24 protein-coding genes, 3 tRNA genes and 2 pseudogenes are annotated in these 23347 nt (G+C 57.2%); 18 read left to right on the plus strand and 11 right to left on the minus strand.

Translation table 11 applies throughout. The features are described from left to right. Positions 1-20: 20 nt before the first annotated feature. The 6 genes and pseudogenes from D0851_RS01075 (at position 21) to ltrA (ending at position 5847) form a co-directional block, all read left to right on the plus strand. Positions 21-848, plus strand: a complete 828-nt coding sequence (locus tag D0851_RS01075; RefSeq protein WP_117616973.1) for a CheR family methyltransferase — start codon at positions 21-23, stop codon at positions 846-848. A 3-nt stretch (positions 849-851) separates the two neighbouring features. After that, complete coding sequence (locus tag D0851_RS01080) at positions 852-2048, plus strand: MFS transporter (protein ID WP_117616974.1); 1197 nt, start codon at positions 852-854, stop codon at positions 2046-2048. Beyond that, on the plus strand, positions 2048-2665 hold the full coding sequence (locus D0851_RS01085) for a flavin reductase family protein (RefSeq protein WP_117616975.1): 618 nt from the start codon (positions 2048-2050) through the stop codon (positions 2663-2665). Before D0851_RS01080 ends, D0851_RS01085 begins: the two co-directional genes overlap by 1 nt. A 21-nt stretch (positions 2666-2686) precedes the next feature. Continuing rightward, positions 2687-3589 carry a LysR family transcriptional regulator gene (locus D0851_RS01090; RefSeq protein WP_117616976.1) on the plus strand — a complete coding sequence of 301 codons (903 nt, stop codon included), beginning with the start codon at positions 2687-2689 and terminating at the stop codon, positions 3587-3589. A gap of 107 nt (positions 3590-3696) precedes the next feature. Further along, positions 3697-4065: a hypothetical protein gene (locus tag D0851_RS01095; protein WP_117616977.1), complete on the plus strand. Its 369-nt coding sequence runs from the start codon at positions 3697-3699 to the stop codon at positions 4063-4065. Positions 4066-4477: 412 nt separating this feature from the next. Beyond that, positions 4478-5847, plus strand: a pseudogene (gene ltrA, locus D0851_RS20985) (group II intron reverse transcriptase/maturase). Between the two features lie 64 nt (positions 5848-5911). Here ltrA and D0851_RS01110 read toward each other — a convergent pair. Together D0851_RS01110 and D0851_RS01115 are read right to left on the minus strand one after the other, a co-directional pair. Beyond that, complete coding sequence (locus D0851_RS01110; RefSeq protein ID WP_117616978.1) at positions 5912-6592, minus strand: cupin domain-containing protein; 681 nt, start codon at positions 6590-6592, stop codon at positions 5912-5914. Between the two features lie 68 nt (positions 6593-6660). Further along, positions 6661-7191, minus strand: coding sequence for an isochorismatase family protein (locus D0851_RS01115; RefSeq protein ID WP_117616979.1), 531 nt, complete (start codon positions 7189-7191; stop codon positions 6661-6663). A 50-nt stretch (positions 7192-7241) separates the two neighbouring features. On the opposite strand from D0851_RS01115, the gene D0851_RS01120 reads away from it, so the two are divergent. Together D0851_RS01120 and D0851_RS01125 are read left to right on the plus strand one after the other, a co-directional pair. Beyond that, positions 7242-7448, plus strand: a complete 207-nt coding sequence (locus D0851_RS01120) for a DUF2905 domain-containing protein (RefSeq protein WP_117616980.1) — start codon at positions 7242-7244, stop codon at positions 7446-7448. 128 nt (positions 7449-7576) lie between these two features. Further along, positions 7577-7667, plus strand: a tRNA-Ser gene (locus D0851_RS01125). A 49-nt stretch (positions 7668-7716) separates the two neighbouring features. On the opposite strand, the gene D0851_RS01130 is transcribed toward D0851_RS01125, so the two are convergent. Together D0851_RS01130 and yccX are read right to left on the minus strand one after the other, a co-directional pair. Continuing rightward, a complete protein-coding gene (locus tag D0851_RS01130; protein ID WP_117616981.1) occupies positions 7717-8322 on the minus strand; it encodes a DUF938 domain-containing protein in 606 nt (201 codons plus the stop codon). A 77-nt stretch (positions 8323-8399) separates the two neighbouring features. Continuing rightward, positions 8400-8675, minus strand: a complete 276-nt coding sequence (yccX, locus tag D0851_RS01135; protein ID WP_117616982.1) for an acylphosphatase — start codon at positions 8673-8675, stop codon at positions 8400-8402. 83 nt (positions 8676-8758) lie between these two features. Here yccX and D0851_RS01140 point away from each other — a divergent pair, with 83 nt between their 5' ends. Beyond that, entirely contained in the window at positions 8759-9532 is a 774-nt protein-coding gene (locus D0851_RS01140; RefSeq protein WP_117616983.1) for a fructosamine kinase family protein, read from the plus strand. On the opposite strand, the gene D0851_RS01145 is transcribed toward D0851_RS01140, so the two are convergent. Continuing rightward, positions 9513-10475, minus strand: coding sequence for an AEC family transporter (locus tag D0851_RS01145; protein WP_117616984.1), 963 nt, complete (start codon positions 10473-10475; stop codon positions 9513-9515). The genes D0851_RS01140 and D0851_RS01145 overlap by 20 nt on opposite strands. Before the next feature lie 316 nt (positions 10476-10791). On the opposite strand from D0851_RS01145, the gene D0851_RS01150 reads away from it, so the two are divergent. Next, a complete protein-coding gene (locus D0851_RS01150; RefSeq protein ID WP_227539396.1) occupies positions 10792-12831 on the plus strand; it encodes a sensor domain-containing diguanylate cyclase in 2040 nt (679 codons plus the stop codon). 52 nt (positions 12832-12883) lie between these two features. On the opposite strand, the pseudogene D0851_RS20990 reads toward D0851_RS01150, so the two are convergent. Further along, positions 12884-13669, minus strand: a pseudogene (locus tag D0851_RS20990) (molybdopterin cofactor-binding domain-containing protein); the annotation flags it as partial. Positions 13670-13777: 108 nt separating this feature from the next. On the opposite strand from D0851_RS20990, the gene D0851_RS01165 reads away from it, so the two are divergent. From D0851_RS01165 to pgsA, 6 genes are all read left to right on the plus strand, one after another. Beyond that, on the plus strand, positions 13778-14224 hold the full coding sequence (locus D0851_RS01165) for a DUF1330 domain-containing protein (RefSeq protein ID WP_117616987.1): 447 nt from the start codon (positions 13778-13780) through the stop codon (positions 14222-14224). An 85-nt stretch (positions 14225-14309) separates the two neighbouring features. Continuing rightward, complete coding sequence (locus D0851_RS01170) at positions 14310-14564, plus strand: hypothetical protein (RefSeq protein WP_205422247.1); 255 nt, start codon at positions 14310-14312, stop codon at positions 14562-14564. A gap of 111 nt (positions 14565-14675) precedes the next feature. Next, positions 14676-14927, plus strand: a complete 252-nt coding sequence (locus D0851_RS01175) for a hypothetical protein (RefSeq protein WP_117616988.1) — start codon at positions 14676-14678, stop codon at positions 14925-14927. Positions 14928-15027: 100 nt separating this feature from the next. Continuing rightward, positions 15028-15690 (plus strand): UvrY/SirA/GacA family response regulator transcription factor, encoded by a 663-nt coding sequence (gene uvrY / locus D0851_RS01180; protein WP_117616989.1) that lies wholly within the window; start codon positions 15028-15030, stop codon positions 15688-15690. After that, entirely contained in the window at positions 15674-17536 is a 1863-nt protein-coding gene (gene uvrC / locus D0851_RS01185; RefSeq protein ID WP_117616990.1) for an excinuclease ABC subunit UvrC, read from the plus strand. The genes uvrY and uvrC overlap by 17 nt, the downstream gene beginning before the upstream one ends. A gap of 7 nt (positions 17537-17543) precedes the next feature. Then, the gene (gene pgsA / locus D0851_RS01190) at positions 17544-18110 is read left to right on the plus strand and encodes a CDP-diacylglycerol--glycerol-3-phosphate 3-phosphatidyltransferase (RefSeq protein ID WP_117616991.1); all 567 of its coding nucleotides are present in this window, start codon (positions 17544-17546) and stop codon (positions 18108-18110) included. Here the strand turns inward: pgsA and D0851_RS01195 are convergent. The 4 genes from D0851_RS01195 to D0851_RS01210 are packed head-to-tail and all read right to left on the minus strand — an operon-like array spanning position 18055 to position 21636. Beyond that, entirely contained in the window at positions 18055-18696 is a 642-nt protein-coding gene (locus D0851_RS01195) for an ABC-type transport auxiliary lipoprotein family protein (RefSeq protein WP_227539397.1), read from the minus strand. The genes pgsA and D0851_RS01195 overlap by 56 nt on opposite strands. Then, a complete protein-coding gene (locus D0851_RS01200; RefSeq protein ID WP_117616992.1) occupies positions 18693-19631 on the minus strand; it encodes an MlaD family protein in 939 nt (312 codons plus the stop codon). Before D0851_RS01200 ends, D0851_RS01195 begins: the two co-directional genes overlap by 4 nt. 5 nt (positions 19632-19636) lie before the next feature. Continuing rightward, positions 19637-20458: an ABC transporter ATP-binding protein gene (locus tag D0851_RS01205; RefSeq protein WP_117620233.1), complete on the minus strand. Its 822-nt coding sequence runs from the start codon at positions 20456-20458 to the stop codon at positions 19637-19639. 11 nt (positions 20459-20469) lie between these two features. Then, a complete protein-coding gene (locus tag D0851_RS01210) occupies positions 20470-21636 on the minus strand; it encodes an MlaE family ABC transporter permease (protein WP_205422248.1) in 1167 nt (388 codons plus the stop codon). Between the two features lie 224 nt (positions 21637-21860). On the opposite strand from D0851_RS01210, the gene D0851_RS01215 reads away from it, so the two are divergent. Then, positions 21861-21936 (plus strand) — tRNA-Gly (locus tag D0851_RS01215). Positions 21937-21996: 60 nt separating this feature from the next. Beyond that, positions 21997-22070, plus strand: a tRNA-Cys gene (locus tag D0851_RS01220). Between the two features lie 97 nt (positions 22071-22167). Here D0851_RS01220 and D0851_RS01225 read toward each other — a convergent pair. Next, a complete protein-coding gene (locus D0851_RS01225; protein WP_117616994.1) occupies positions 22168-22935 on the minus strand; it encodes a hypothetical protein in 768 nt (255 codons plus the stop codon). Positions 22936-23347 lie beyond the last annotated feature (412 nt).

Consider the following 23347-nt stretch of genomic DNA (forward strand, 5'->3'; position numbering starts at 1 on the left):
TCACTCAGAACAGAGATCCAATGAAAGCGGATATAACGCCACAGGAATATGAAGCCTTCAAGTCGTTCCTGCAGGATGCCTGTGGGATTTTGCTGGGAGAGAACAAGCAGTACCTGGTGAAAAGCCGGTTACGCCGGATTCTCGAGGAGAACAGCCTGAACTCGCTCGGTGAGCTCCTTGATCGTCTCAAGCGGCCAGGCCGGGGTGGTTTGCGTGAAGTTGTTATTGACGCCATGACCACCAATGAAACCCTGTGGTTCCGTGATAACCATCCGTTCCGGATCCTTCAGGAGAAACTGCTTCCCGAATTTGCCGAGCGCAATTCCAGCCAGCCGCTTCGAATCTGGTCTGCCGCTTGTTCAACCGGGCAGGAACCTTACTCGATTGCGATGATTGTGGAGGAGTTCCGAAGGCTCCGGCCAGGCAAATTGCGTGATGTAAGAATCACCGCAACGGATATTTCCAAAAGCGTGCTTGAGGTTGCCCGTAAGGGCGAATACGAGATGATCGCCATTGGTCGCGGGTTATCACCGGAGCGGCAGAAGCAGTTCTTTACGCCGTCCCTGAACGGTGGCTGGCAAATCAAGCCGCAGATCAAGACCATGGTAGAGTTCAAGGAGCTGAACCTGCTGGAGCGATACATGCTCGGCAAATTCGATATTGTGATGTGTCGCAACGTTCTGATTTATTTCTCAGCGGAATCAAAGAAAGACATCCTGACCAGGATGCATGCCACCCTTAATCCGGGAGGTTATCTGGTTCTTGGTGCCTCTGAATCTCTTAACGGTTTGCCCCACCTTTACGAGATGGTCCAGTGCCACCCCGGAATTATCTACAGGAAAAAATAAACCATGCCCATGAATGTCTGGGTGCTGGTTGCGGCTCAGGCGCTGGCGATGTGCACAGCGCCCTTCATTGTTTTCATTGGCAGCATCCAGGGCCGTATGCTTGCACCCGCAGCGGAATACGCCACACTTCCTGTCGGTCTTGTTGTCGTCGGGACAGTACTGGCCATCAAGCCTGCCACCTGGCTGATGGAACGATTCGGCCGCAAGCGGGTGATGCTGCTGGGCGCAACCATGGGGATGCTGGCCGGATTGCTCGGTGCACTGGCATCCTGGCTCGGATTGTTTTCGCTTTTGTGCCTGGCGACGGTTGTTGGTGGCACCGGATTGGCGGTAGTTCATCAATACCGTTTCGCAGCCATGGAGTCTGTGCCTCCGGGGCTGGCAGGTTCTGCCGCAGCCCGGGTGCTGCTTGGCGGGTTGGTTGCTGCCTGGCTAGGGCCCGAAGTCGCCGCTATTGGCAGTGGGTCGGCTGAGCAGTATCCGTTTCTGATCAGTTGGGTTGGTCTGACGGTTGTGCAGAGCGCGGCCTTGCTTATACTGGGCGCCGGTTACCGGGCAAAAGGTGAACTGGTACGGGAAACACATCCTGGCGGTGGCCGCCCTTTGCGTGAGATTCTTTCCAATCCACTGGTATGGGCCTCGATCAGCGCTGCTGCTATTGGTTATGCGGTGATGAGCTTCATCATGACGGCCACACCGCTGAGCATGACCGAGATGGCCGGGCATAATCTCAACGACGCCAAGCGTGTTATCCAGCTCCATATCATGGCCATGTACTTTCCCTCGCTCATCAGCGGCTGGCTGACCCGTGTTGTGAGTATACCTCTGATGATGGCGGCAGGGCTTCTCGCTTATCTGGGTTGCATCGTGCTCGCTGCCGGCGGCATCAGTTTCCATCATTATCTTGGGGCCCTGTTGTTGCTGGGTGTGGGCTGGAACTTCCTCTTTGTAGGTGGCACAACGCTACTTCCCAGGGGGTACCAGGATGCAGAGCGTTTCAGGGTTCAGGGGTTGAACGACATCATGGTGTTCGGTTCCCAGGCCACTGCTGCACTCTCTGCCGGTGCCATCCTGAGCTGGCTGGGCTGGGGCGGGCTTGTTATGGTCGCCCTGCCATTTCTTATCCTCCACGGAATCCTTATGACCCTGTGGCTCATCCGTGAGCGTACACCTGAAGCCGCGGTTAACGGGAGAAACTGATGCTTATCGATTTCGAGGGGATGGACCCGAAAGACGCCTATCACATCCTGACCCAGACCGTGATTCCACGCCCCGTCGCCTGGGTGTTGAGTGAGAACCCGGATGGTGATTACAATCTTGCGCCATTTTCCTTTTTTACGCCCATCACCAGCAATCCGCCGTTGCTGATGATTTCGGTCGGCAAAAAACCCACGGATAGGGCCTCAAAGGATACCCGGGTCAATATTGAAAAACGAAAGCATTTCGTGGTTCATATTGCCCACCGGGAGCTTGCGGCGGCAGTAACCGAGTCATCCAGAACCTTGCCCCATGGCGACTCCGAGCTGAACAATCTCGACCTCGAGTTGACGGACTTCGATGGGAGCAGGCTGCCGCGCCTCAAGGACTGCCACGTCGCTTTTGCCTGTGAGCTGTATGACATCAAGGAAATCGGTGCCGGCCCGCAATCGCTGGTGTTCGGCAAGGTAAATCGGGTGTGGGTAAGCGACGATGCGGTCCGTTACGACGACAAGAGCCGGCTCACGTTTGACGGTTCTGCAATTGATCCGCTTGGTCGCCTTGGCGGCAGCGAATACGTCACCTTCGGTGAAGTACTGAAGGTTCCGAGGCCTTCCTGAATTCTGGCGAGGGGCGTCGCAATGGGACAGCTTAATCTAAGGCATCTCTATTATTTCTGGGTGATCAGTCGCGAGGGCTCCATTGCCCGGGCCAGCGAGGTTCTGGAGCTGGCGCCACAGACCCTTAGCGGTCAGCTTGCGACGTTCGAAGCCTCCGTTGGTGGCCGTTTGTTTTCACGGGAACGGCGACAACTGATTCTGACTGATCTGGGGCGATTAATCCTTGGTTATGCCGATGACATTTTTGCGCTTACCGGCGAGCTCACTGAAACCCTGCGGCTCGATCCTTCCGAGCGCCCCCTCACGCTTCGTGCCGGCATTTCCGCATCGATTCACAAGCTGATTGCCTATTATCTCCTGCAACCGGCGATGGCTGTTGAGCGGTCGATTCAACTGGAATGCCAGACAGGGCGCACTGAGGACCTGGTCCTTAGTCTCAAGCGCAAGGAGCTTGATCTGGTCCTTACAGACCGCATGCCAAAGCTTCAGGAGGAGGGCAATCTCACCGTCCATCCGTTGGCGGGCTCAAGCATGAGCCTGTTTGCGGCGCCGGCATTGGCGGGCCGGTTAAAAGACGGGTTCCCGGAATCCCTCAATGGTCAGCCGCTGCTGGCCAACGCCACCGATGCACCTTACTTCGAACGTCTCATGAACTGGTTTAGCCTCAATGGCGTGCGGATGAGGCTTGTTGCGCAGGTAGACGACAGCGCATTGATCAAAGTATTCGGAAGCCAGGGCTATGGCGTATTTGCGGCACCGACAGTCATTTGGGAGGAGGTCTGCCGACAGTATGAGGTTGAGGAAATCGCCTCAATTGATGACGTCGTGGATGAGCTTTTCGCAATTACCCGTGGCCGAAAAATTGCGCATGAGGGTGTTAGAGCTATCTGTGAGGCCCACTCCGACTTCCAGGGCCTGAAATGACCTCGAAAAAAGCGATGCAAAAACCTCAGGAAAGTTTATTTTATCGATCTCTGTTCCCGTCCACTATGAAATTGTGAAAGGCAGCAACCCGAAGAGGAGTAGCAGCTATGAAAACCATCCACAAATTCCGTCTGGAACCGGGCAAGGAGCCGACCACTCTCTCACTCCGGGAAGGTTATCGGGTGGTGCGCAGCGAGTACATCGTGCCCCACAAGGCCGTCTACCTCTGGGTGGAGCAGCCCTTGAATGTCACCACTCCGACCCTGGAACGGCGATTCCGCGTCGTGTACTCCGGTGAGCCTGTGCCGGATAGGTTTGAGTATGTCGACACTGCGCTGGATCCGTTTGGTCCCGAGGCATACCACGTGTTTGCGGTTCCGGCCGACGAGGATTCGGCAACATTCAGTCCTACGGGTGAAGGGGCAAGCAACGATGCCTTCACCAGGCGTAACTGGCAACCCACAGCGATCTCTTGACGATACCTGGGCTCCTTTCGGAGCCCTTTTTTAGTGCGCCCGGCATGGGCGCACTCCTGGAGGTGCAAGTCCTCCCGTAAGCTGGCCACAGCGAACGAAGTGAAGCGCAACTGCGGAAGGGCGACCAACTGTGGAGAGGAAGCGTGGAGCGTAAACCGTGAGCCGATGAACAAGAATCGGATATAAGGCGCTGCCGAGCAGGGCGAGCGGGCTAGAAGCCGCGAAGCTCTTGTGGCCAAGGCGATGCGGCGTAAATCCGGCGGTTGTGCGGTGAAGGAGTGTGTTCTTACCCGGGGATATCTCGCCTTATGCCTGAAAGGGCAACGTGGCAACACGGAGCGAGAAGTCAGCAGAGGCCATAGTAGTTTCCGGAATGGAACGAAGGGCCGAACGAGAAGGAGCGTCAAACGCCTTGTCGATGAGCATTGTACGGCATCAGATGCCCGCGCCAGCGGGGCGGGTTACGGAGCGGGAAGGTGAAGCCTTGCCAGATGTGACCAGCGATGAAACAGGACTCCGCGACGAGAACCGGAGGGCGCAGGGCGAGGCCTGCTTGAGCAGGTATTCGCACGAGAGAATATGCAACGGGCATGGAAGCGCGTGAAGGCCAACAAGGAGCGGCGGGTATCGACGGTCTGGACATTGCCCAGACAGCCGAACACCTGCAATGGGCCTGGCCGGATCTCCGGCAACAATTGCTGGAAGGTCGCTATCGGCCTCAGCCTGTCCGTCGGGTAGGCATCCCGAAACCGACGGAATGAACGGGAACTGGGTATCCCCACCGTGACCGACCGTTCTGATTCAACAGGCACTGTTGCAAGTGTCTGCAACCTCTGATCGATCCAACCTTCAGCGAGCACAGCCACGGCTTCCGCCGGGCCGTCGGGCTCAGGATGGCGGTTTTGGCTGCACACCGCTATGCCCAGCAGGGGCCACCACATCGTGGTGGACGTCGACCTGTCGAAGTTCTTCGACCGGGCGTCAACCACGACATCCTGATCGACCGTCTGAAACCGCGTAGTGAACGACACCGGAGTCATCCGGCTGGTTCGGGCGTATCTGAATGCGGGCATTATGGATGCGGAGTCGTCATTGAGCGACACGAAGGCACGCCGCAAGGCGGGCCTCTGTCGCCTTTATTGGCGAACGTCCTGCTGACGAGGTGGATCGGGAAACTGGAGCGCCGGGGCCACTGCTTCGCCCGCTATGCCGATGACTGCAACGTCTACGTACGCAGTCAGAAAGCCGCGTGAGCGAGTGATGCGACTGTTGCGTCGCTGTTACGGCAAATTGCGCTTGACGATCAACGAATCCAAAAGCGCAGTCGCCAGTGCGTTCGGTCGAAAGTTCCTCGGCTATGCCTTATGGCAGACGAGGGACGGAGACGTCCGGCGCGCGGTATCAGCCAAGGCGTTACAGGCGTTCAAGTGGAGGATCAGGCAACTGACCCGACGCAACGGAGGGCGCAGTATTGAGCAGGTGGTAGAGCAACTCCGTAGCTACCTGTTGGGATGGAAAGGGTACTTCCGGCTGGCGCAAACGCCACGCATCTGGCGGTCGCTGGATGAGTGGTTACGCCGTCGCCTAAGAGCCTTGCATCTCAAACAGTGGAAGCGGGGCAGGACCATTTACCGGGAACTGCTGCGCCTTGGCGCGAGTCCCTGGGTTGCGGAATCAGTGGCGGCCCTGAGCCGTCGCTGGTGGCATAACAGTCGGTCTGCCATTCACAACGTGCTGACGATTGCCTACTTTGATCGGTTGGGCGTGCCGCGTCTCTCGTGATACCTCAACGTCTCGAACCGCCCGGTGCGGACCCGCTTGCCGGGTGGTGTGGGAGGGGCGGAGTCTAGTGGCTCCCCCCTATCCCGATTGGCTGGTCGCCAGGAAGGTGGCCCGTCTTGACCCAGATCACAGTTTCCTTATCCACGAACGGATGGTGTTGGCTCAGATGGGGGCTCCGGATCCAGGTTCCCTCAGGGTACCTGCCGTGCTCGTCGCAGAATTCCCCGGACAGTACGAAAATCTCTTCACCTCCGAAGTGTCTGTGGGGCTGGAAGACTTCGTTCGCCGGCCATTTCACCAGGGCAACATGCTCATGCTCGAACTCGTGCAGGGGCATAACCTGCAAGCCCCCAATGCCGGCGAGCCAGGGCGTATTGGTGGTGTCGATACGAACCGTTGACTGATCCCGTTCATCGAACTGATGCAGTTTCACCAGCAGGGTGCAACCTTCCTTGCTGAACGGGGCGTGGCCACTTCCCGGCGGGTTGCGCAGGTAAGTACCTGCCGGATAGTCGCCGGTTTCATCGGAAAATACGCCGTCGAGAACCAGAATTTCCTCGCCGAGTGGATGTTCGTGCCGCTTGAATGAGGCTCCGGGTTCATAACGAACAACGCTGGTTGCGTGCCCGCGCTCCGCTTCCTCTCTGGCAAGGGGTTTTCTGAGTACACCGCCTGCGGGGCTGGGAACCCATTCCTGTTCGGCAGTCCGAATTACGACCTTGCGGGTAAAATCCATGTTTAGCATCGGTAACCTCAAGAACTGCGTGGGATTTCGGGGGTGTGTTTACGTCGGCATCGCTGTGCTGGATGCATTTACTTGATCAGCGCCTGAATGTTCCTGAATTGCGGATGCCTGCAATGGCGCATCCATTCGAATGCCACCATTTCAAGGGTCACGACCCGTGCTCCGCTTTCGCTCAGGCGATCCAGGGCGACGTCACGGTCAAACTCGTTCCGGGAACCTGTCGCATCGGCCACCACCCAGACCTTGTAGCCGGCGTCGACAAGGCTGAGGGCGGTCTGCATCATGCAGACATGGGTCTCACAACCACCCACTACAATGTGTTGCCGGCCTTCGGGAAGGTGATCGACAAGCCCGTCGGGGCAGGCGTCAAAATGGTGTTTCGCCAGAGTTTGATGAGAAAGCTCCCGAACCGCCTCGACATTATGGCCCAGCTTGTCCGGAAGCTGTTCGGTGGCCAGTACCGGCACTTCCATCAGGCCAGCTATGGTTGCGAGTGTAATACATCGGTCAACCACCTCTTCACCGTGGCTTATGGCTGGCATGAGCTTTTCCTGTACGTCGATCAGCAGCAATGTCGATTGCTCAGCTTTCATCAGCATTGTTATTCTCCCCGTATCTTTATCGGATCTGGTCACCAAAGGTACCCGCCATGGCCCGCTGGTTCATTGTCGCCGGCATCATACTGATTGTTGTTGGGGCTATCCTCCATTTTACACCCGGCATTCTGAACTGGTTCGGAAAACTGCCCGGTGACATCAATATACGTTCGGAAAACAGCCGGGTGTTTATCCCGATTACGTCCATGATCATCATCAGCGTTGTGTTAACCATAGTCCTGAATCTGTTCAACCGGTAAACAGAAAAGCCGGCGATTCCCGAAATTTTTTGGCGATTTCTCCAAAGGGAGTTGCCAATCGCCCGTAAAACCATTAAAGTTTGCGCCCTCAAATGCGCGACGACATCGCTGATTTGAAACAGTTTATTGGAGAGGTGGCCGAGTGGCTGAAGGCGCACGCCTGGAAAGTGTGTATACGTTAATAGCGTATCGAGGGTTCGAATCCCTCCCTCTCCGCCAATACAATCCGCCAATACAAAACCCCGGCACCGTCGAGGTTTTTATACCTTCACTCAGACCGGCGCCAGACAAGCAGCCGGTTGTTGGCGGGCATGTCGAAATCCTGTTCCATCGTCAGGCCTGTGGCCTTACCCAGGCGCTGCAAATCCTCGATATCCCGTATACCCATGTGTGGAGCCTGCGCTCTGAGCGAGCTGTCGAACCGTTCGTTGCTGGGGCTGGTATGCTTGCCCGCATAACTGAACGGGCCATAGAGGCAGAAAGTACCGCCCATTGGTAATGCCTTGCCGATGCCCCGAAACATTGCCTCTACCTCCGGCCAGGCCATGATGTGAGCGGTATTGGCGGAGAAGGCGCCGCTGATGGCGGGTACCTGGGCCCAATCCCCGGCGAGGACATCAAGGGGTAGAGGCGGGCTGATATTGGGCAGCATTGCGTCGTCCAGCCACGGAATGCAAAGCTGGGTGTTGCGCGGGCGATCACTGGGCTGCCATGTCAGGTGCGGCAAATGCCCGGCAAAGTGCACCGCGTGCTGGCCGGTGCCTGTTCCGATTTCCAGAATCGTGCCCGGTTGTTTGAAAAGCCCGGAGAGTTTTTCAAGAATCGGTTGCCTGTTATTCTCACAAGCTTGGGAAAACGGTTTGTCCTTTGGCATGCCCCGACCTCTGAAAGGTGGTAGGTAGATAGTGGTGGTAACCCTGGCCCGGTGTATCGGTCACTGAAAGGCATCGATTAGCGAACGCTGAAATCAGTGAACGCTCCTGAGGGGGGCTGTTCCGTGATTTCGATGGCGTCTACCCGGGCATCCGGTGGCCCGCCTTTGCACCACTCATGAAGCTGATGCAACTGGCCTTCCGATCCTTCGGCAACCACTTCTACCTGGCCGGAGGGCAGGTTGCGGGCATAGCCGGTGAGGCCAAGTTCAGCGGCCCGTTTTTCGGTAGAGGCCCGGTAGTAGACGCCCTGTACCCGCCCGGAGATAAGAAGGTGCCAGCGTTTTTTATCCATCATTTGCCCCTTTAAATGCGTCGTGTCAGGCTTTGGTTCAATCTACCGGTTCCGGCAGGAAAACTTCAAGGAGTGTGTTCCCCATGGCCGATACCTACCTGAAACAGAACGCCACCGGCTATGCCAATGCGTTGATTTGCGAGGCGGAAGGTCTGGAACGTCTTGCCAGCGCTCTTGGCGAGGCCGGGGTCACTGATATCGGCGTTCCGAGGGTTTACCGGGTAGATGAATCCGAACTGGAAATCACCGCCATCGAAGCCTTGGGGGCGTCGGATCGTGCCCGGCAAGCGCTTGGTGAAGGCCTGGCCCGACTGCACAGCCTTCCGCAGGATGCCTACGGCTGGAGCCACGACAACTACATCGGGTTGTCGCCGCAACCCAACCGCTGGTGCCGCAGCTGGGGCGAATTTTTTGTTCGGGACCGCCTTGGATATCAGGTTACCAGGGTGCGCGACGCCGCCCAGCGGACCCGTTTTCAGAAGGTGCTGGAGCAGCAGGGTGAAGTGCTCATGAAATGGCTCGACACCCATTGTGACCACCCGAGCCTGCTTCATGGCGACCTCTGGAGCGGAAACGTGCTGTTTGATGTGAAAATGCCCTGGCTGATTGACCCAGCTGTCTATTGCGGTGACCGGGAAGCCGATCTCGCCATGACGGAAATGTTCGGAGGTTTCGGGCGATCCTTCTACGCCGCCTACGATCGTCAATATCCCCGAACACCTGTGTATGGCGTGAAGCGTGAGGTCTACAACCTTTACCACTATCTGAATCACTACAATCTGTTCGGTGGCGGGTATCTCGGCGGCTGTCAGGCCGGGATTGCCGTTATTGAGTCTATTAGCCAGACGGGACACTGATCAGCCCTGCGCTTCGCAATACGAACACGCCCAGAGTCACGGTAATGCTGGCCATCAAGGTTGTCAGGGCGATTATATTGGCGGCCAGCCGGTCGTTTCCACCCAGAGCTTTTACCATCACAAAGCTGGCCGCGGCGGTGGGGCTGGCAAAGAACAGGAACATCAGTCCCAGTTCAGGACCGCGGAAGCCTGCCAGCCAGGCCGCGGCCGTACTCAGCGTGGGTAGCACGACCATCTTCATCAGGCTGGAGCTGAACGCCGTTTTACTGTCGTTCCGGATAGCACTGAGAGAGACTGTGGCCCCGATGCAGAGCAGCGCCAGCGGAAGGGTCAGGGATGCAAAATAGTCACCGCTGATCATTACCCAGCCCGGTAGCGTGATTTCCAGCGCGGCAAAGGGAATGGCGACAAACACGGCGATAATGAGCGGGTTACGAACAATATCGTGAAAGATCTTCCGCCAGTCTGTGGCCTGCCCGGGCTGATAGGCCACCAATACGATCACGGACAGGATGTTGTAGGAGATAATCACCAGCCCCAGCAGGATACCGCCGGCAGATAAGCCAAAATCGCCATACAGGTTGGCGGCGAGCGCGAGACCCACGATGCCGCAGTTGCCACGGAAGGCACCCTGCACATAAACCCCCCGATCTTCCCGGACAACGCGCCAGCGGGCCCAGAGCCAGGCTATTGCGAAACTTGCCAGGGTCGCGCCCAGGTAGAACACCAGAAGGCCGGGATTGAAGGCCGTATCCAGGTCCGCGCGGATGATGCTCAGAAACACGAGGGTCGGTAGCGTCGCCTTGAAGACCAGGGCCGAGGCCGTGTTAACAAATGCGCCGTCAATCCAGCCGATGCGTCGCAGCCCAAGCCCAATAAAGACCATTATGAAAACCGGTAATGTGGTTTCCATGGTTTGCAGGAACAGGTCGATCAGGGTCATTACGGCTGGCCATTTCCGGGTTGTGTTGAGGATGAGGATTATAAGCGCTGCACTACCTAGCCTGCTACCGGAATGCCACCAAGGTTCCATTCAGGAGTGGTTCCGAATTTAACAAATAGTTGACAAGATGACATAGTTTGGTGGCGTGAAAGCTGTATACTTCAGGCAACTCATCGCCGGATTTGCAGGGAAATTGTGCTCCACGGACAGGTTTCCGGCTAACTGTCATTTTGTTTCGCTGGAGCCGTCGCTTATCTTGAACCCTGACCACCTTCTTCAGGCCAGCCAGGCCTCTCAATCGTCTGCTGCCCCTCCTGTGCGAAATACGTCTCTCCTCAGCATTCAACCCTGTGGCTGCCTGTTGGTTCTGGATAAGGACCTTTCCCTGATTGTTCAATGCAGTGCGAACGCACAGCAGTATTTGCGTGTGGCTGCTGATGAGTTGCTGGATCAGAAGCCTGAACAGGTGCTCGGTAAACGGATTACGGGGAAGGCGCGAAACGAATTGCGCACGGGCAGCCGGCTCAGTGGTCCGCTTTCAATCCAGAGAGATATTGACGGTCGCAAGACCCGGCTGCAGGTCAATGCCTTCCGGTCCGGTGATGCGGTCATCGTCGAGATCGAGCCCATTACACCGCTTGGCAACCGGCGCCTGATGGGAACGGTGAACCAGTGGCTGACCAGACTGGCCCGGGCCGAAACGCCGGGCGCTCTGATGGACATCCTGGTGGCCGGTGTGCGGGATATAACCCGTTTTGAGCGTGTCCTGGTGTTCCATTTCGATGACGAAGGCCATGGTGTCTGTCTTGCGGAGGATTTGGCCGAAGGTCTGTCCCCGGTTGTGGGGCAGCGCTTTGCCGCGAGTGACTATCCGGCGGAACAGCGGGAAAAGTTTGCGGCAAGGGAGGTTCGAAGCATTCCGGATTTGGGTGCGGATGCCGTTCCGGTTGTTTCCTCAGCAGCACTTTCAGAACACAGGATCCGGGACATTGATGCCAGTGGTACGGTGCTGCGGGCCCCGTCCCGACGTCAGCGAAACTTTCTGGATGACTTCAATGCCAGGTCCCTTTTGTCTCTCGCCATCGTAGGTCAGGCAGGCCTCTGGGGAATGGTGACCTGCATTTCCGCGACGCCAATGCCGCTGGCACCCACACTCAGGGATGCCGCCCGAACTCTGGTTACCATGGCGACTCAACGACTGTTCCTGCTCAAGGCGCGAATGGAATCCAGCTTTCTTTTGCAGGTGCAGGAGTCCAGGGACTTTCTGGTGGAGGATGTCAAAGCCGGGCTGTCGCCCACGGCAATGCTCGAAAAGTACGGCAACGAATGGCTCGTGTTTTTTCGCGCGGCCGGCCTGGCGTTCAGGACTAAAGGCGAGATATCCGGGTTCGGCGTGACTCCACCCCTGAAAACCATCGCAGAGTTTGCAAGAAGGCTCGAACAAAGCCACGGCCAGGGAGCCTGGGTGAGCAGCCGCCTCAGGAATGAACCGTTGGCAGCGGGCCTTGAGCTGAATGGTTGCTGTGGGATGCTCGCAGCACCCTTGCCGGGGGAAGATTCTGAAGGTTGGTTGATGTTTTTCCGCCCGGAGCATGACAGGACGTTTTACTGGGCTGGAAAACCGGATTCCGATGCTTTGGTCAGCGCCCCCGCCAGCGGGCAGGACCTGCACCGCACCTTCAGCGCCTGGCAGGAGGAGGTCCGGGGCACCAGCGATCCGTGGAAACCGATTGAGCGTCAGGCCGCGGTGGATCTTGGTGAGGATGTGGCCCTGCTGGCATCGGCCAGCGAAATTACCCGGCTGAACGAAATGCTCCGGGAGGAGCAGCAGGCGCTTGCCAGGGCAAATGAAAAACTCCGTGAAGCGGTCAGTCATGATTCCCTGACCGGTATCTGGAATCGGTACCGGACCGAACAGGAGCTGGACAAGGAACTGGCGAAAGCCCGCCGGCACAAACTTCCGTTTTGTGTCCTGTTGTTGGACGTTGATCACTTCAAACGAGTGAATGACACCTGGGGTCATGAGGCAGGAGACGAGTTGCTGGGGCACATTGCCTGCGAGGTAAACGGCGTGCTGAGGCAGGAAGACCATATTGGTCGGTGGGGCGGTGAGGAATTTGTGGTTGTGGCCACCGGCGCAGCCAGGGAAGACGGAGTGATTCTGGCGGAGCGTATCCGTAAGGCAGTTGCCGGTGTGCGCATAAGCAGGATGCCGGAAGGCGTAACCGCCAGCATCGGAGTCGCTACCTGGCGTCCCGAGGACAAGCGTAAGGAGCTGGTGGCCCGTGCCGACAGAGCCATGTATGCGGCAAAAACAGGCGGGCGCAACCGGATAGAGACAGATCAGGGCCTCTGAGGAGGCCCTGATGTTGCTTTAACCCTTCAACCCTTCAACTGATCACCGACCGGCAGGCGCCTTCCAACTGGGAGCGAATGTGCTCCGGGTTGGCCTGTTTGCCGCAGTCAAAGGCAATGTCTGCCCGGTGGATGGTGAGCTCACCCTGATCATCTACTTCCACCTCGAACACGATGGCCGTGTAGGAGACAAAGCTGTGATGAAAGGCCAGACCAAGCCCCCGACCGTCACCCAGGGATTTGCTCCAGCCCGCTTCGCCAGTAGCCCGCTCAATCACATTCCGCATCCTGCCGATATCGATCGGATAGAGGTCCGGGTCTTCACCGTAGTTCCAGCCATCGCCCACCGTCAGGTTATGGATCTCGCGGTCGGGGCCGAGCAAATCCAGCACGTAATCCCGGTGATCCCGGCCAGCGGCCACCGACAGCTCATGGGCAAAGCTCTGGATCGCCCAGGCATGAGGAAGGTTGTACACCGAGCGGAACCAGTGGCGCATGCTACGGGAACCGTCGGTATTCTGGTTGCCATATTTGCTGTGGTCACGTTCAGCCTGCCGGACCTTAACCCGGTCCCAGTCAGCGCCAAGCTCGTCGGCACCCACCATGACCAGGCTGGTTCGGATGCCCTGGCCCATCTCGGATCGATTATTCATGATGGTAACGGTGCCATCGGCATCAATGTGAATGAACACGTTGGGGTTATCCACCCAGCCTCCGGGCATGGCGCCAGCGCCGAATTGCGCTTTTTCGCTGGCCATGGGCATATCCCAGCGGGCAGCCAGAACCAGGGCAGAGCCGCCGGCCAATGTATCGTTTCGTTCACTGTAGCTATACGAGATAAGAAGGCAAACAGTGCAGCCTGAGTGAAAGGTAATGAAAACCCTTGCGTTCATGCATCAGGGCTAGGCTATAGTAGGCGCCGGAACCACGAGAACAAGAGGATAAGGATGGACGCCATTAATCCCACGCCCGAGCAGCTGCAGAAGGTACTGGCAGATACCCCCAAGGATCAGCCAGTGGTTATGTTGAACCTGCTGCGTTTTCGTGAGCGGGCCAGTTACAAGGAAGAGGCGCCGGAGCGGTCTGGCCGGGAGGCCTATAAGCTGTATATGGAGGAGGCCGCCGCCTGTGTGGAATCCGTGGGTGCCGAGGTTATCTGGTCTGGCCGGAGCCTCGGCCCGCTGATCGCGCCACCGGATGAGTCCTGGGACCAGATTCTTCTGGTTCGCTACCCCTCCATAGATGCCTTTATGGCCATGATCGAAAGCGCTGAGTACAAGGGTGTTGTCAGGCACCGTACCGCGGCACTGAAGGATTCCCGGCTGGTGGCGAGCGTTGAGGACGGAATCTTGCGCAGCAAATGCCACGCCCGGCGGCAGGCAGCCGAGCAGTGAAGGTGATTTTCTGACGCAACGATTGCAATAAAAGTGTCACAGATTCGGCATACCATCCGCGGCATAGCCCGCTGTTGGAGTTGTCATGTTCGGCACAGTAAGAACCCGGATTCTGTTTTTCGCGTTTCTCTCGGTCTTTGCCCTGGCAGGACTCGCCGCTCTGTCCTGGAGCATCATCCTGAAAGCGCAAGACGCTTCAGAAACCCTGAGTGCCTGGGCGGAAGATCACAGAGAGAACTTCGAGCGGGTTCAGGCCCTGATGGCCCGGATGAAGTTTCTTTCCGGCCAGCAAAACTTTCTGGTCGCCGGTTCCGTGTCTCCGGTTCTATTCATGCCCTGAATGAGTCCACTGGCAAGATCGAGCAGGTAATCGGCGTGATTGCGGAGATTGCCGAACAGACCAATCTGCTGGCCATCATTATCCTTACTATGGTGGCCCACAGGAGGTAGTATGACCGACAGCACCGAGCATCAGCCCCAGCAGGATCCCAGACAGGAAAAGTTCACCGTTGATACCGAGTTGTTAACGGAAGATCAGCTTCTGGGCCTGGTTGAAGAATATTGCACCCGGTATCACGGACTGAACGACACCGAAAACCCCATGGGTGAACGGAGCCGGGTGCTGGCTGCAGTTCGCCGGGGCGATCTGGTGGTCTGGTTTGACCCCGTAGAGAATACCGCGGGCCTGGGTGTGCCTGCATAGGCGGCATGTCTGTTATGGTATTTGGGGTTGCACCTACCCGGGGCCTGAACTAAACGTTACAATCGCGCTGTTTTCCCGAAAGCCGTGTGCGAGGTGAATTTTGATCAGGGTACTGGTTGTTGATGATCATGAGCTGGTGAGATCCGGTATTACCCGGATGCTGGCTGATAACCCGGACATTGAAGTCATCGGGCAGGCGTCCTCCGGAGAGGACGCGATCGATTTCGTGCGCCAGCAGCGGCCGGACATTGTCCTGATGGACATCCGTATGCCCGGCATCGGAGGCCTTGAGGCTACCCGCCGCATCCTTCGGATTGATGATTCCCTTCGCGTGATTGTCGTTACCGCCTGTGCGGACGACCCCTATCCGGCCCGAGTGATGCAAAGCGGCGCCACGGCCTACATAACCAAGGGTGCAGACATCAGGGAGATGGTTCGCGCCATTCGTATGGCCCATACGGGGCAGCGTTACATCAGCCCGGAAATCGCTCAGAAAATGGCGCTGAAACAGCTTGGCGGCGGCGACCGGGATGAAGACGGCGAGCTGTCGCTGTTTGACCGGCTTTCCGAGCGGGAAATGCAGATTGCGATGATGGTTGTGGGCTGCCAGAAAGTGCAGGACATTTCCGACAAGCTGTGCCTGAGCCCGAAAACGGTCAACAGCTATCGCTACCGGATTTTTGAGAAGCTGGAAATTTCCAGTGATGTGGAGTTGGCCCTGATGGCAGTGCGGCTTGGTTTGCTTGATGCCGACAAGGTCTGACCCTGAGAGTAACAACATCGGGGAGTTTGACAGCAAGAGCTTCCTGAAGCAGCTCACGGAGCGGCCCGGCGTCTACCGAATGTATGACGAGGGCGGCGCAGTGCTGTACGTCGGCAAGGCCCGTAACCTGAAAAAGCGGGTCGGCAGCTACTTTCGCAAGACCGGCCTGGCGCCGAAAACCGAAGCGCTGGTTGCCAGGATTGCCTCAATCGAAGTCACGATTACCGGCAGTGAAACCGAGGCCCTGCTACTCGAGCAGAACCTGATCAAGTCGTTACGGCCGCCCTACAATATTCTTCTCCGGGACGATAAGTCCTATCCCTATATTTACCTGTCCTCCCACAGCGACTATCCCTCGCTGACGTTTCGCCGGGGGCGCACCAAGAAAGGCGGCGGCACCTGGTTTGGGCCGTTTCCAAGTTCCGGTGCGGTCAAGGAAAGTCTTAATATTCTGCAGAAGGTATTCCGCATAAGATCCTGTAGTGAAAGCTATTTCCGAAACCGGACGCGGCCTTGCCTGCAGTACCAGATCAACCGGTGTACCGCGCCCTGTGTTGGTTATGTGGCGCCGGAGGAATACCAGCAGGACATTCGCCACGCCACCATGTTCCTGGAAGGGAAGAACCCGGCCATCATCCATGATCTGATGAATGCCATGGAGGCTGCCTCGCAAAACCTGGAGTTCGAGAAGGCGGCGGCCTACCGGGATCAGATTAACCATCTGCGCCACGTTCAGGAACAGCAGTCGGTGGATGGCGAAGGCGGCGATGCCGATGTGGTCGCCATTGCCCAGGATGCCGGGGTTGTCTGTATTGTGGTCATCATTGTTCGTGGCGGCCGGGTGCTGGGTACCAAGGACTACTTTCCCCGATACTCCATCGAACAGACCGAAGGCGAGCTGCTCAGCGCCTTCCTCGGCCAGTATTATTTTGGTGGCAATACCCGCCGGGAGATTCCCCGGGACATCCTTGTGCCCGTTGAGGTTGAGGGTCAGGAGCTTCTCGCCCGGGCACTCACGGAGTCCGCTAACCGGGAGATCCGTATCCGGGGCAATGTGAGGGGAGAACGTCGCCGCTGGCTCGAACTGGCCATGACCAACGCCCGCCAGACATTGCTCACACACCTTGCCAGCAAGGAAACCGTGTACCGGCGGTTACTGGCCCTGCGGGACCTGCTTGAGCTCGCAGAAACCCCGTCGCGCATGGAGTGTTTCGACATCAGCCACAGCCACGGGGAAAATACCGTCGCATCCTGCGTGGTTTTCGATGAGAATGGCCCCCTGAAGACCGATTACCGCCTGTTCAATATCGAAGGCGTCACCGCCGGTGATGACTACGCCGCCATGCGCCAGGTGCTTTCCCGCCGCTACAAGCGAATGGTGGCCGGGGAGGGCAAGCGCCCGGATCTTGTCTTCATTGATGGTGGTAAAGGGCAATTGAACATTGCCCGGGAAGTGTTTGATGAGCTTGAAATTTCCGATATACCGCTGATCGGTGTCGCCAAGGGCGTGACCCGCCGGGCAGGCATGGAGCAGCTCATTGATGCGATGACCGGCGATGTCTTCCGGGTACCGGCAGACTCGCCGGCATTGCATCTGATTCAGCACATCCGGGACGAGTCCCACCGCTTTGCGATTACCGGGCACCGAGCGCGCCGGGACAAAAAACGGCGACAGTCTACACTGGAGGGTATCGAAGGTGTGGGGCCGAAAAAACGCCGCGACCTGATACGCTATTTCGGCGGAATACAAGAACTCCGCAAAGCGGGTGTTGATGAGATGGTCAAGGTGCCGGGCATCAGCAAATCACTGGCAGAAACCCTATACGCAGCTTTGCACGACGAGTAAGGACAGCATGAATCTACCTAATATCCTCACCCTTTCCCGCATCATCATGATTCCGGTGTTCGTGGTGATCTTCTACCTGCCAGTGGAATGGAGCTATCTCGTGAGTGCGGCCATTTTCGGGCTGGCGGCGGCCACAGACTGGCTTGACGGATACCTGGCGAGAAAGCTCGACCAGAGCACCCCATTTGGGGCCTTCCTCGATCCGGTCGCTGACAAGCTGATGGTGGCCGTGGCTCTGGCTGTGCTTATTGAGGAGCATTCGGCCATTCTTCTGACCATTCCTGCGACGGTAATCATCGGTCGGGAAATCGTGATTTCCGCCCTGCGCGAGTGGATGGCGGAAATTGGCAGTCGTGGCAGCGTCGCTGTCTCCTACATCGGCAAGATCAAGACTACGGCTCAGATGGCTGCCATCGTTGGGTTGCTGGCGTTTCCGCCGGGGGTATTCTGGTCCAATGTTGCGCTGGTGCTGCTCTATATCGCCGCCACTCTTACCCTCTGGTCCATGGGGCTCTACCTCAAGGCTGCCTGGGCTGACCTCTTTCCGGGTGAGACGGAAGGTCGCACGCCGTAGCCCAGAGAATCACTCTGTCTGAGAGCGTATTGCCGGCGGCACCGAACGCTTCGATAATCTGCTCAATAGCAGGGCCGGGCGCCGGTTCAGCTATCCTGAAGTTGTTGCTGCACAGGCTGGCCCGGGAGCGGTTGTGGATCAGTTGCACGTGCAGCTCGATAACAATCCGGGGCGTGCTCTCAGGATTTTCGACGTGAAAGGCGGAAAGCTCGCTGATCAGGGTGAGCTCTGCCTCGGCGGGGCTGGTTTCACTGATCACGCTGGCAAACGCCTCGCTTTGTCTCAGGGTGCTGACCAGGGTGTCACGCACCACAACCGGCACCGTGTCGCGCCAGCGAACGCCTTCATAAGACCTGAACTCCCAGGGCGCAGGCTTGGCCAGGATCCTCGTACTGTTGAATGGTTTGGACGCATAGGGTGTATCAACGCGCAGCGATTCCGGGAAGCGTTGGTCTGCCTTGCTGATTGTTTCTGGTGCAGCCATGTCCATCACCCGGGGTGGCTCGGGGGTCGGAAACACTGTGCAGCCACCTGCAAGGCCGATGCCCAGGAGGAGGGCGAGGTTAACGATTGGCGCTACCTTCACTTGGAAAGCTCCTTCATGGTGTCGTTTCCGAACAGAGTCCCCGTCGGGTCCTCTTCCAGGCGTTGGGTAAACTGGTTCAGATTCCGAAGCGTCGCCCTCAGCTCCCTGAGTGCCGGTGCCAGTTCACCCATCCCCTGAAGCCCGGAATCCATGGCACCCCGGTTGTCGCGCGTCAGCTGATCAATTCTGGATATGGTGGCGTAAATGATGCCCAGCGTTTTGTCCATGGATTGCAGGACCCGTCGACCGTCCGTTTGCAGCAATTCGTTTGCGTTATCAGAGACCCTCGAAACCTTGATGGCGGCTTCCGCGGTGCGAGACCCGGCAGCATCCAACCGGTCGAGCAGGGCTGACAGCTGTTCGCGGCGGGCGAGAAGGGCGTCGGTTGCTTCACGTGTATTCCGCAGGATAGCCGTCAGGTTCTCGATGTTATCGCCAGAAAGGAGTTCTGTGGCGTTACTGAGCAAGAGGTCCGCCTTGGCCAAAAGCTGATGGCCGTTGGCGAGCAAGCTGTTAAATGTAGAGGGCTCAGCGACGATCAGCGGAGGATTGTCGCGGTTTCCCTTTAGTGCTGGCCGATCCGGGCTGCCACCACTGAACTGAACACTCATGCTGCCGGTAATGTTTGCCAGCACGAGCCCTGCCTTGGTGTTGTCACGAATGGGTACGGACTGATCAACCCGAACGAGCACCCGGACACGACCAGGGTTTTCAGAGTCGAGGGTCAGCGCCATCACGTCACCCACCTGCACGCCGCTGTAAAGAACCGGATTGCCTTCAGCCAGGCCGCTGACGGCGTGGTCAAAGACAATTTCGTAGTAAGCCCATTCCCGGTCAGCAGATGATTTTGCCAGCCACAGGGAAAAAATCAGGGCTGCCCCGAACGCGATGATGGTGAACAGGCCAATGATCAGGTGATGGGCCCTGGGCTCCATGGTTACTACTCCTGATTCCGTATCTGCGAATGATCCATGAAGGCGTAACTGGCTGCGCGACCGCGGGGGCCGTTAAAATAGTCCTGAATCCACTCATCCTCCATGGTGGCAACCGTCTCCAGAGTATCAGCTACCAGCACGCGGCGCTGTGACAGTACCGCAACCCTGTCACAGGTTGAATACAGAGTATCGAGGTCATGGGTGACCAGGAACACCGTCAGCCCAAGGGCATCCCGTAGCGTCACAATGAGGCGGTCGAAGGCGGCGGCGCCGATGGGATCCAGCCCGGCGGTGGGCTCGTCCAGAAACAGGATTTCAGGATCCAGGGCCAGCGCTCTTGCCAGGCTCGCCCGTTTGACCATGCCACCGGAGAGTTCAGACGGGTATTTCACGGCGGCCTCCGGTGATAGTCCGGTAAGCGCCAGTTTCATTCGTGCCAGCTTTTCCGCTTCCGGCCTTTTCAGGCCGGCGTGTTCAATCAGGGGTACCGCGATATTCTCCTGCAGGTTCAGGGAGGTGAACAGGGCGCCCCCCTGGAACAGGACACCAAATCGTTGCTCGATCCTTGAGCGGGCCATCGCCGGGAGTTGTGTAAGGTCCTGGTCAAATACCCGAATGTGGCCGGAGGCGGGCGTAATAAGCCCGACAATACTTCGCAGGAGCACGGTTTTACCGGTTCCCGAGCCACCAACCACGCCCAGGATCTCGCCGCCGAGGAGGTCCAGTTCCAGGTTTTCATGGACAATATGGTCACCAAACCGGTTGCACAGTTCGCGCACTTCGATTACTGGCTCCGTAGCGGCTTTGGTTTCCCGGGTTGCACTCATAAACACCATGATTACCAGCCCATTTCCATAAAGAATAGCGCAGCAATGGAGTCCAGAAGAATGACCATGAAAATGGACTGGACGACACTGGCGGTTGTGTGTTCCCCAACGGATTGCGCGCTGCCTGCAACCTTGAACCCCTCAAGGCAGCCGATAACCGCTATCAGAAAGGCAAAAACCGGAGCTTTAACCAGACCCACCAGGAAATGCTTCAGTGCAATATCGCGCTCAACAATGGCCATGAACTGGGTGGGCGAGATATCCAGCACCAGGGCACACACCACGGCCCCGCCAACCATCCCCGAGATCATCCCGACAAAGGTAAGAATCGGCAGGCTGACCATCATGGCCATTACCCGGGGCAGTACCAGTAGTTCAATGGGATTGAGCCCCAGGGTGCGGATGGCATCCAGCTCTTCATTAACCTTCATGGCGCCTATGTGTGCGGTAAAAGCGCTGGCGGTACGGCCGGCCAGAAGGATGGCAGCGAGGAGCACACCGAACTCCCGGAGGAATGAAAATGCCACCAGGTTGACGGTATAAATCGTAGCGCCGAAGCCGTCCAGTACCGTGGCTCCGAGGAAGGCCACAACAGCACCGACCAGAAATGTCAGTAATGCCACAATGGGCAGTGCGTTCAGGCCAGTGTCATGAACGGCCGCTACAAACGCCGTCATTCGCCAGCGCCTTGGTCTGGGCAGGTTCCAGGCCAGAGTGGCCAGGGTCTGGCCGATAAAACCCACGAGAATCCACAGCAGCCGGAAGATGCTTTCCACCTTCTGACCGGTTCCGGTGATAAAGCTCCAGAGCAGGGAGGGTGCCGCACGGCCCGGTGCGGGCTGGTCTTTCATCGCTTCGCAGACGGCCGCAATCAGGGCGGATTTCTCGCGGGGTAACTCTCCGGGGGCCGACGCCGCTTCCAGCAAGCGATCCGGCCCGACCAGCGAGGCCAGTTGTGATGCACCGGCGGTATCAATCCGGTCCAACCGGGAGAGGTCAACCGGTAATTTGCTGATCTCCTGTACAGACACAGAAGACGCCACCGATGTCAGCGCCCGGTAATGGCTCAGCAACCAGTCCCCGGCGACCCTGAGGGTACCGGCTTCAACGGTCACGGAGCCCGGGCCGGAGAAAGGTCTTTGTGGATCGGTCTGCTCGGAAGAAACGGGACTGGGCACGTTCTGTCGAATCCATAAGTAATGTTGCTGGCCATTCACTAGCTTAGAGAGTGCAGTGGATATCTGCCAGTGCGGAATCTGCTTCATCGCATCGTGTGTTCGCGATTGGCCAAACTTTACCCACAAACTCCAATAAAACAGAACCTTGATAAAAAACTATTGACGCCTGAACGGTAATCCGTAGAATACGCAGCCGTTGACGAGGCAATGCCTCTTAGCGAAGAGCGGGAATAGCTCAGTTGGTAGAGCACAACCTTGCCAAGGTTGGGGTCGCGAGTTCGAATCTCGTTTCCCGCTCCAATTTCAAGTCTCTCAATGCCCACCTGAGAGCACAAAGATCCGATTTCTTCGATCTTTTCCGGCGCGGTGGCAGAGTGGTTATGCAGCGGACTGCAACTCCGTGTACGCCGGTTCGATTCCGACCCGCGCCTCCATTTTCACCCTTTAAAATCAACAAACTAACTCGCCTTAATTTGGTTGAGTTTCTCACCCAAAAAATATCCAAATTAAACCCAAAGTATTTTTACGGGTTTAGGTCGCATGCCCGGTCGGTAACCAGCGATGAATTCCAATTGGTGCGGCGTTTCCGGGTTTGAGGTGACGATACCTGAGCATGGCTCTTCGACGGTACTTGTCATAAGCCTTGCCAATAATCCGGGGTATCTGTTCGTCTCGAGTTCTTTGGGGCCATCCTCGGTGAGCAGCAGGTATGCAGAGCGTTGGGTCCGCATCGGCACCAAGGACTGCCTCTACGGTGTCGTCATGTTCAAACAGCTGAGACAAGAACTTAAGAATATTCAGCGCGTGGCGGGGTGCCCCCCCGTTATTTTCAAGATACTGTTCATCAAGCAGTTCACTCAGATAACATTTAGTGATCTTTATGGCTGTGTTGATTCGAATGGCCTCGCGAGCAGCCTTGTCAGGCCCGTAACCCAGTGTGGCGAAATTATGAATCCTGCTTGCCAGACAAAGTGGGGGTGAGAGAAAGCGCACAGTTTCGCCACCAATCACAAATCCATCCCAGAAGGCCTCAATATGTTTCTGAGGCACTCCCTGTACGCTCTCCATGAAATCAATCTTGTATGGTTCATCTTCCTCTGGCAGATTGAGAAGGACGATGGCGCTTTGTGGCGTGTTGTCACCGAACTTCGGGTAGGTGGCCTTGCCTACCCAGCGCTCGGCGCAAGCTTCGATAGCTTGTTTGTCCCTGGCATAAAGATCCAGGTCCATGCTGGCAATAGCGATTGCTTCATCTTCGCTGAACTCGAGGGGGCTTGGTCGTGTCTGGGCATATTTCATGGACCAAAACATAAGTGCTTGGCCGGCCGCCCACGACAAAGACCAGATCCCGTGCGCTGTCTGGAATTCGGCAAAGCAGGTCATTGATAAGAAAATATTGTTCTACAACGGAACGCTGTTGGTCTTGGATGACCTGAAACGATGGCGGGAATGTTTGGTCGGGGGGAGGATTAGCCTCTGACACGAGCTCTTACAGGCGCAGGAGCAGCACCTTTAAGCAGGGCGGACATCTCTTTGCCATAGGCAGGGTCTTTATAGTCGCGCATGCGAACAATTTCTTTTTCCGCACTACGACGGCTAAAGAGATTGTCAGATTTAAGGGCAGCGTTTTGGGCCATAAGGCTAACCAAGTCCAATAATTAGTCTGAAAATTGTGCGCACATTTTGATCGTTTGTCAAACTGATAGAAAGC

The organism is Marinobacter sp. Arc7-DN-1 (assembly GCF_003441595.1).
In the GTDB taxonomy this organism is placed as follows: Bacteria; Pseudomonadota; Gammaproteobacteria; order Pseudomonadales; family Oleiphilaceae; genus Marinobacter; species Marinobacter metalliresistant.

What these genes read in the sequence shown, in the direction of transcription:
- D0851_RS01075 (WP_117616973.1), top strand. Translation starts at nt 21, where the DNA reads ATGAAAGCGGATATAACGCCACAGGAATATGAAGCCTTCAAGTCGTTC.
- D0851_RS01080 (WP_117616974.1), top strand. Translation starts at nt 852, where the DNA reads ATGCCCATGAATGTCTGGGTGCTGGTTGCGGCTCAGGCGCTGGCGATG.
- D0851_RS01085 (WP_117616975.1), top strand. Translation starts at nt 2,048, where the DNA reads ATGCTTATCGATTTCGAGGGGATGGACCCGAAAGACGCCTATCACATC.
- D0851_RS01090 (WP_117616976.1), top strand. Translation starts at nt 2,687, where the DNA reads ATGGGACAGCTTAATCTAAGGCATCTCTATTATTTCTGGGTGATCAGT.
- D0851_RS01095 (WP_117616977.1), top strand. Translation starts at nt 3,697, where the DNA reads ATGAAAACCATCCACAAATTCCGTCTGGAACCGGGCAAGGAGCCGACC.
- D0851_RS01110 (WP_117616978.1), bottom strand. Translation starts at nt 6,592, where the DNA reads ATGCTAAACATGGATTTTACCCGCAAGGTCGTAATTCGGACTGCCGAA.
- D0851_RS01115 (WP_117616979.1), bottom strand. Translation starts at nt 7,191, where the DNA reads ATGCTGATGAAAGCTGAGCAATCGACATTGCTGCTGATCGACGTACAG.
- D0851_RS01120 (WP_117616980.1), top strand. Translation starts at nt 7,242, where the DNA reads ATGGCCCGCTGGTTCATTGTCGCCGGCATCATACTGATTGTTGTTGGG.
- D0851_RS01130 (WP_117616981.1), bottom strand. Translation starts at nt 8,322, where the DNA reads ATGCCAAAGGACAAACCGTTTTCCCAAGCTTGTGAGAATAACAGGCAA.
- yccX (WP_117616982.1), bottom strand. Translation starts at nt 8,675, where the DNA reads ATGGATAAAAAACGCTGGCACCTTCTTATCTCCGGGCGGGTACAGGGC.
- D0851_RS01140 (WP_117616983.1), top strand. Translation starts at nt 8,759, where the DNA reads ATGGCCGATACCTACCTGAAACAGAACGCCACCGGCTATGCCAATGCG.
- D0851_RS01145 (WP_117616984.1), bottom strand. Translation starts at nt 10,475, where the DNA reads ATGACCCTGATCGACCTGTTCCTGCAAACCATGGAAACCACATTACCG.
- D0851_RS01165 (WP_117616987.1), top strand. Translation starts at nt 13,778, where the DNA reads ATGGACGCCATTAATCCCACGCCCGAGCAGCTGCAGAAGGTACTGGCA.
- D0851_RS01170 (WP_205422247.1), top strand. Translation starts at nt 14,310, where the DNA reads ATGTTCGGCACAGTAAGAACCCGGATTCTGTTTTTCGCGTTTCTCTCG.
- D0851_RS01175 (WP_117616988.1), top strand. Translation starts at nt 14,676, where the DNA reads ATGACCGACAGCACCGAGCATCAGCCCCAGCAGGATCCCAGACAGGAA.
- uvrC (WP_117616990.1), top strand. Translation starts at nt 15,674, where the DNA reads ATGCCGACAAGGTCTGACCCTGAGAGTAACAACATCGGGGAGTTTGAC.
- pgsA (WP_117616991.1), top strand. Translation starts at nt 17,544, where the DNA reads ATGAATCTACCTAATATCCTCACCCTTTCCCGCATCATCATGATTCCG.
- D0851_RS01200 (WP_117616992.1), bottom strand. Translation starts at nt 19,631, where the DNA reads ATGGAGCCCAGGGCCCATCACCTGATCATTGGCCTGTTCACCATCATC.
- D0851_RS01205 (WP_117620233.1), bottom strand. Translation starts at nt 20,458, where the DNA reads ATGAGTGCAACCCGGGAAACCAAAGCCGCTACGGAGCCAGTAATCGAA.
- D0851_RS01225 (WP_117616994.1), bottom strand. Translation starts at nt 22,935, where the DNA reads ATGAAATATGCCCAGACACGACCAAGCCCCCTCGAGTTCAGCGAAGAT.